The organism is Mesorhizobium sp. M7A.F.Ca.AU.002.02.1.1 (genome assembly GCF_003998535.1).
GTDB lineage: Bacteria > Pseudomonadota > Alphaproteobacteria > Rhizobiales > Rhizobiaceae > Mesorhizobium > Mesorhizobium ciceri.
In genome coordinates this window covers 1-6,311 of the sequence record NZ_RZPB01000337.1, presented here as the reverse complement: position 1 = coordinate 6,311, position 6,311 = coordinate 1, and the positions used below count along the sequence as shown (strand labels likewise).

The following is a 6,311-nucleotide window of genomic DNA, read 5'->3' as shown; positions in this document are numbered from 1 at the left end:
GCATCACCCGCGAGCTTCTGTCGGCAGCCGCCGCCAGCGATGTTCCGCTGCTGCCCGGTGCGATCACCCCCGGCGAGATCATGGCCGCGCGCGAAGCCGGCTTGCGCTTCCTGAAATTCTTCCCGGCCGAGCAGTCGGGCGGCATCGCTTCGCTGAAGGCCTTCGCCTCGCCGCTCGCCGATGTGAAATTCTGCCCGACCGGCGGCATCTCGGCCAAGAACGCGGCTGACTATCTAAGCCTGCCCAACGTGGTCTGCGTCGGCGGTTCCTGGGTGGCGCCCGACGACCTCGTCAAGGCCGGCAAATGGGACGAGATCGAAGGCTTGGCGCGCGCGGCGAGCAAGCTCACAAAATAAGGCTTTCATGGCGGCATGGAAAAACCCGGCCGACTTGCGTCGACCGGGCTTCCGCCGGATGTTTTTTCCAGGCCTGCCTTGGCCGGATCAGTTGCAGACCCTGACTTCCCTGACCACCCTATGATGATGCTTCCAGGTCGTGACAACCTTGGTCCGGCAGTGCTTCTTCATGTGCATGTGATCGTGGGTCTTGACGACAATGGTTTCGGCCTGCGTAGGGGCGATGGCCGCCGAAGCGGTTGCCAACGCGATGACCGATGCCAGTAGAATCTTCTTCATGGGTATCCCCGGGTTTGAACGAACGAGGGAGAAACCGTTGACGGCCCGAGGCGTTCCACGATCACGGCAATGTCAGGCCGGTGTGATCGGAAGCCGGCGGGCCGCGCGACCGGATCCGGCCACGCAGCAAAAAGCCGCGCTGGTTGCCCGGCGCGGCTTTGTCGGTTGATTTGCCGTCATTTGGTCTGGAAGCGGGCTACCGACATGAACTTGACGGCGTTGCCGGTGAAGCGATTGGCATCGGCCACCTGGCTGCTCGGCTGGAAGCCAGCGGTGTAGACCTCGCTCGGCGGCGTGTGCACGATGCTGTAGGCGTAACCCGGCGCCGTCGTCGCGCTTGAAACGGTGGCGACCTGCTCGCCGCTGGTCAAGGCCCAACGGGCGGCCTGCGGTGCGGCTGCAACCACCATGGCCTTGGGGCCTGGCTTCAGGTCGCGGGCGGTGGCTCTCGATTCCTTGCGGGTCGTCTTGACGCCGGCGCCGATCGCGGCGGCCGGATCGGAACCGACTGGGCGGGCCACGACAGCATCGCGCGGCGATGCGGTGTTGGTGCCCGGATCGTTGAACGCCGAACGCGGCTCGGACCCGGACAAGGAAGCAAGCTGGTAATCGGCCGCACCGACCTGGGCATTGGCCTCGTCGAGCACGGCCTTGACCGCGTCCGGCCTGGCCATCTCGGGCCGCGCCGTCGGCAGCACCGAGAACGCATCGGTCGCGGTCTTGCCTTGGTCGGCCGTCTCGGCCAGCGCCATCAGCACATCCTTGCTGGGCGGCGCAGCCAGAGCGGCCGGCAGCGAATTGTCGGGACGCCATGTCGGCAACGGTATGTTGTTGACCGCGACCTGGGTCGCATCAGCCGAAGCCGTTGCATCGGCCATGCCGAAAGGAACGCTCGCCGGCGCATGCGCGGTCGCCACGGCCTGCTCGGTGGTGGCTGTCGCCTCCGCCATCGCGAAGGGAACATTCTCAGGCTGCTGCGCGCCGAGATTCCGCAGGTGACCGAACAGCAGGCTCCGGAGCCTGCTGTTCGGTCACCTGCGGAATCTCGGCGCGCCGCGCATTCTCCGGCGCCACGATGGCGATGCCCGGGAGGTTGCTGGTCTTGGCCGCCGCTGCCGGCTTCAGGTTTCTCGCCTTGGGCGGGGGGGCGGCCGAAGCGGTCTCGACATCGGCGCTGTCGTCGGCCTCGTCGTCGCCGCCGCCACCGAAGAAAGCCGACAGGAATCCACCCGATTTCTTGCTGCTGCCGCCGGCACTGGCCATCTCGATGGCCGGCGAGCCCGATCCCTTGCGCGCCTTGTAGGAGGCGAGCGCCTGCTCAAAGCCGGGCAGCGGCCTGCCGTCGCTCGGCACATGCAGTGTGTTGCCGTTCGGAAATACCTTGGCGAGTTCCTGGCGGCTGATGCCCGGCCAATGCCGCACATTGCCGACATCCATGTGTATGAAAGGCGAACCGGAGGTGGGGTAATAACCCACGCCGCCGCCCTGCATTTTGAGGCCGATGTCGCGCAGTTTCTTCAGCGGCACATCCGGCAGGAAGAAGTCCATCGCGCGGCCAACCATGTGTTGGCTCTCCCGGGCCACACCCTTCGAGCGGCTGCGCAGCATGGCGTTCGTCGCCGGCGAACGATAGGCGCTGACCACATGGATATAGGCTGTCGAGCCGCTGGCGCGATAGGCCTGCCAGACAAGATCGAGCAGGCGCGGATCCATCTTCGTCGGTTCGTTGCGACGCCAGTCGCGCAGCATGAGATTGATCTTCTTCAATCCCGCCGGATCATAGCGCCCATTGCGCTTGAAGACGATTTCAGCCTTCTCGCCCGTATGGAGATGTTGAATCCTCAAAGCACGCGTCTCCGCGAACGCGCCGGTAGCGCACAGGCAAAGGAACGCTGCGATGATGGCAGGCAGGGTCCAAAGACGGGAAGCACCGGGGGCGTTTTGCACGTTTTCGCTCACGTTCATGCCTTGCACGTTCTTTTGTTTCGGGCGATTTAGATTTCCGCCCAGATCAGGAGCCTTTCGGCCCTCTTCCTGACAAGCATGGATCTGACCGGCGAAGACGGGCATCCATGCCACAATACGTCATGTCGATGAATAGCATCTTGGTTAATGAATCGTGTCTTGCCGGAATGCGCTTCGGCTGGATTTGCCTGTGGCAGCCATTTTCTGAAGCAATGAACCGCTGATCGGGTCTGCCGGCACGAGGGCCGCGCCATCCCATGTACCCGCCTCGCCCTCGCAAATGCAGAGGACGATCGTGCGGCAACAGGGATGTTGGAAACTGGTGCTGCGAGAGAGGATTGAACTCTCGACCTCTCCCTTACCAAGGGAGTGCTCTACCACTGAGCTACCGCAGCCGCTGATGGCGGGGCTTCTGCCATATCGAACCGGCAAGCGCAAGGCCAAGTGCAACGCTTCTGTGAAAGGCTTTGCCGGATGGCTTTTAATGACATGGCAGTGCCACAATGTTGGCTATCCCTGAACAGCAAGCTGGTGGGTCGCCGGCGGGATGGGCGATGGACGACAAGACAATTCCAGTGAAAAAGGATGGTCCACCGAAAAGCAGCGCAACAATCCGCAAGGATCGGCTCGCCGAGCAATTGCGCGCCAATCTGCAGAAGCGCAAGGCGCAGTCGCGCTCGCGGCGGACCGGCGAGGCCGACCTGCGTCCGGACGGGCTCGCTGCATCGAAGAAAATACAAAAAGATTAACTCAAATAGGTCACTCTTGGCCTGGGGTGGGCGAAATCCTATTTCTTGAACCAGATTGGCCAATGGTCTAGACGGGCCGCTACTCAAACGATTGAACCGGCCCTTTTTTGGCCGAGAGGGACGTTCTTCCATGGATCGCATCAGAATTGTCGGGGGCAACAAGCTCTCCGGAAGCATTCCGATCTCGGGCGCGAAAAACGCGGCGCTGCCTTTGATGATCGCCTCGCTTTTGACCGACGACACACTGACGCTGGAAAACGTGCCGCATCTGGCCGATGTTGAGCAGCTGATCCGCATCCTGGGCAATCACGGCGTCGATTATTCGGTCAATGGCCGCCGCGAGAAGCAGAATGAGGGCTATTCGCGCACCATCAACTTCTCCGCCCGCAACATCGTCGACACCACAGCGCCCTACGAGCTGGTGTCGAAGATGCGCGCCTCGTTCTGGGTGATCGGCCCGCTGCTGGCGCGCATGGGCGAAGCAAAAGTGTCGCTGCCGGGCGGTTGCGCCATCGGCACGCGGCCGGTCGATCTGTTCCTCGAGGGCCTCCAGGCGCTGGGCGCTGATATCGACGTCGACACCGGCTATGTCATCGCCAAGACCCGGAATGGCCGCCTTGTCGGCAACCGCTATATCTTCCCGAAGGTCTCGGTCGGCGCCACCCATGTGCTGATGATGGCCGCGGCACTCGCCAAGGGCGAGACGGTGCTGGAAAATGCCGCCTGCGAGCCCGAGATCGTCAATCTGGCCGAGTGCCTCAACGCCATGGGCGCGAAGATTTCCGGCGCCGGCACGCCAACCATTGCCATCGACGGCGTCGAATCGCTCTCCGGTGCGCGCGTGCGCGTCATTCCCGACCGCATCGAGACCGGCACCTATGCGATGGCCGTCGCCATGACCGGCGGCGACGTCGTGCTCGAAGGCGCGCGTGCGGACCTGCTGCAGACCGCACTGGACGTGATCGCCCAGACGGGTGCGGAGATCACGCCGACCAATTCCGGCATCCGGGTGAGGCGCAACGGCGCCGGCATTTCGCCGGTCGACGTGACGACAGCACCCTTCCCGGCCTTCCCGACCGATTTGCAGGCGCAGTTCATGGGCCTGATGACCATGGCCAAGGGTAAGTCGCGCATCACCGAGACGATCTTCGAGAACCGCTTCATGCATGTGCAGGAACTGGCGCGGCTCGGCGCTCACATCACGCTTTCGGGCCAGACGGCGATCGTCGACGGCGTGCCGAAGCTGAAGGGCGCGCCGGTCATGGCGACCGATCTTCGCGCCTCTGTCTCGCTGGTCATCGCCGGCCTGGCGGCGGAAGGCGAGACCACGGTCAACCGCGTCTACCACCTCGATCGCGGCTTCGAGCGGCTGGAAGAAAAGCTGTCCAACTGCGGCGCGGTGATCGAACGGATTTCGGCGTAGCCCGCGACCTCGGCTCCTCTCTAGCAGCGCAGGAGATTGGCGAAATCCTTCGCGGCAGCGTCCTTCTCCCCGTCACTATCCGGGGAGAAGTGCCCGGCAGGGCGATGAGGGGCAGCGCAGAGCTGCAGCTGTTGGTGCGGTTGCACCGATCGCCAAGACCGCCTAACAGAAGGCTGAACAATCAACCTTCAGGTGCGAAATCCGTATGACCGCCCTTAAGCTTATCGCGCTCGACGACCAGGATCTGAGCATCGTTTCGGCTCATGTCCAGGATGCCGTGCTGAAAGTCAGCGACCTCGAATTCCTCCCCGCGGCCAAGCGTTTCCTGCTGACCATGAACCGTTTCGTCTGGGAGGCAAAATCCGGCCTGTTTCGCCAGCATAATGAGCGACGGCAGGCCGTGCTGCATTTCGACCGCGTGCTCGGGGCCAAGACCAGCGGTATTGACCGCGACAAGCCTGCCGAAGTCCTGTCGCTGCTGGCGATCAGCTTCATCGAGATCAGCAAGCCGGCCGGCATCGTCGAGCTGATCTTCTCGGGCGGCGGTGCGATCATGCTCGACGTCGAGTGCATCGAGGCCCGTCTTGCCGACATCGGCGGGGCGTGGGAAGCCACCTCGCGCCCCATCCACAAGGCCTGAGCGTCCGATGGCCATCACGCTTCGTCAGTCCGATGCCGATTTCGAGCAACGTTTCGCCGCCTTCCTCACGACCAAGCGGGAGGTCTCCGCCGATGTCGATGCCGCGGTGCGCGACATCATCGCGCGCGTGCGCGCCGAGGGCGACGCGGCACTGATCGACTATACGCGGAAATTCGATCGCGCCGATTTGACCGGCCTCGGCATTGCCGTGTCTAAGGAAGACATCGCAACCGCCTACGAAACGGCCGACCCAAAGACGATCGAGGCGCTGGAGTTCGCGCGCGACCGCATCCGCTCGCATCATGAACGGCAGCGGCCGAAGGACGATCGCTATACAGATGCCGCCGGCGTCGAGCTCGGCTGGCGTTGGACGGCGATCGAGGCCGTCGGGCTCTATGTGCCGGGCGGTACGGCGAGCTATCCGAGCTCGGTGCTGATGAACGCCGTGCCGGCCAGAGTGGCCGGCGTCGAGCGCATCGTCATGGTCGTGCCGGCGCCGGGCGGCATCATCAATCCGCTGGTGCTGGTGGCAGCGGACATATCAGGCGTGTCCGAAATCTACCGCGTCGGCGGCGCGCAGGCGATCGCCGCCCTCGCCTATGGCACCGAGACAATCCGGCCGGTCGCCAAGATCGTCGGCCCGGGCAATGCCTATGTCGCGGCAGCCAAGCGCCAGGTTTTCGGCACCGTCGGCATCGACATGATCGCCGGGCCATCGGAAGTGCTTGTCGTGGCCGACGGCAGCAACGATCCGAACTGGATCGCTGCCGACCTGCTGGCCCAGGCAGAACACGACGCTTCGGCGCAGTCGATCCTGGTCACCGACGATCCGGCTTTCGGCATCGCGGTCGAACAGGCGGTCGAGCGCCAGTTGCAGAGCCTGCCACGCGCTGAAACGG

Annotated in this window: 5 protein-coding genes, 1 tRNA gene and 2 pseudogenes; 5 read left to right on the top strand and 3 right to left on the bottom strand. The window is 63.9% G+C overall.

Annotated features, from left to right (window positions below; genetic code table 11):
* A pseudogene (locus EN879_RS20155) lies at positions 1-356 on the top strand (keto-deoxy-phosphogluconate aldolase); the annotation flags it as partial.
* An 87-nt stretch (positions 357-443) separates the two neighbouring features.
* Here the strand turns inward: EN879_RS20155 and EN879_RS20150 are convergent.
* The 3 genes and pseudogenes from EN879_RS20150 to EN879_RS20140 form a co-directional block, all read right to left on the bottom strand.
* Positions 444-635, bottom strand: a complete 192-nt coding sequence (locus tag EN879_RS20150) for a hypothetical protein (RefSeq protein WP_013529739.1) — start codon at positions 633-635, stop codon at positions 444-446.
* A gap of 176 nt (positions 636-811) precedes the next feature.
* Positions 812-2,600, bottom strand: a pseudogene (locus EN879_RS20145) (DUF882 domain-containing protein).
* Between the two features lie 320 nt (positions 2,601-2,920).
* Positions 2,921-2,995, bottom strand: a tRNA-Thr gene (locus EN879_RS20140).
* A gap of 159 nt (positions 2,996-3,154) precedes the next feature.
* Between EN879_RS20140 and EN879_RS20135 the strand changes: the two genes are divergently transcribed.
* From EN879_RS20135 to hisD, 4 genes are all read left to right on the top strand, one after another.
* Complete coding sequence (locus tag EN879_RS20135; protein WP_013530202.1) at positions 3,155-3,349, top strand: hypothetical protein; 195 nt, start codon at positions 3,155-3,157, stop codon at positions 3,347-3,349.
* Between the two features lie 130 nt (positions 3,350-3,479).
* Complete coding sequence (gene murA / locus EN879_RS20130; RefSeq protein WP_013530201.1) at positions 3,480-4,772, top strand: UDP-N-acetylglucosamine 1-carboxyvinyltransferase; 1,293 nt, start codon at positions 3,480-3,482, stop codon at positions 4,770-4,772.
* A 205-nt stretch (positions 4,773-4,977) separates the two neighbouring features.
* Complete coding sequence (locus EN879_RS20125) at positions 4,978-5,412, top strand: DUF2948 family protein (protein WP_013530200.1); 435 nt, start codon at positions 4,978-4,980, stop codon at positions 5,410-5,412.
* Between the two features lie 7 nt (positions 5,413-5,419).
* Positions 5,420-6,311, top strand: an 892-nt coding sequence (gene hisD, locus EN879_RS20120; protein ID WP_127274202.1) for a histidinol dehydrogenase, incomplete at its 3' end; no start/stop codon positions are given.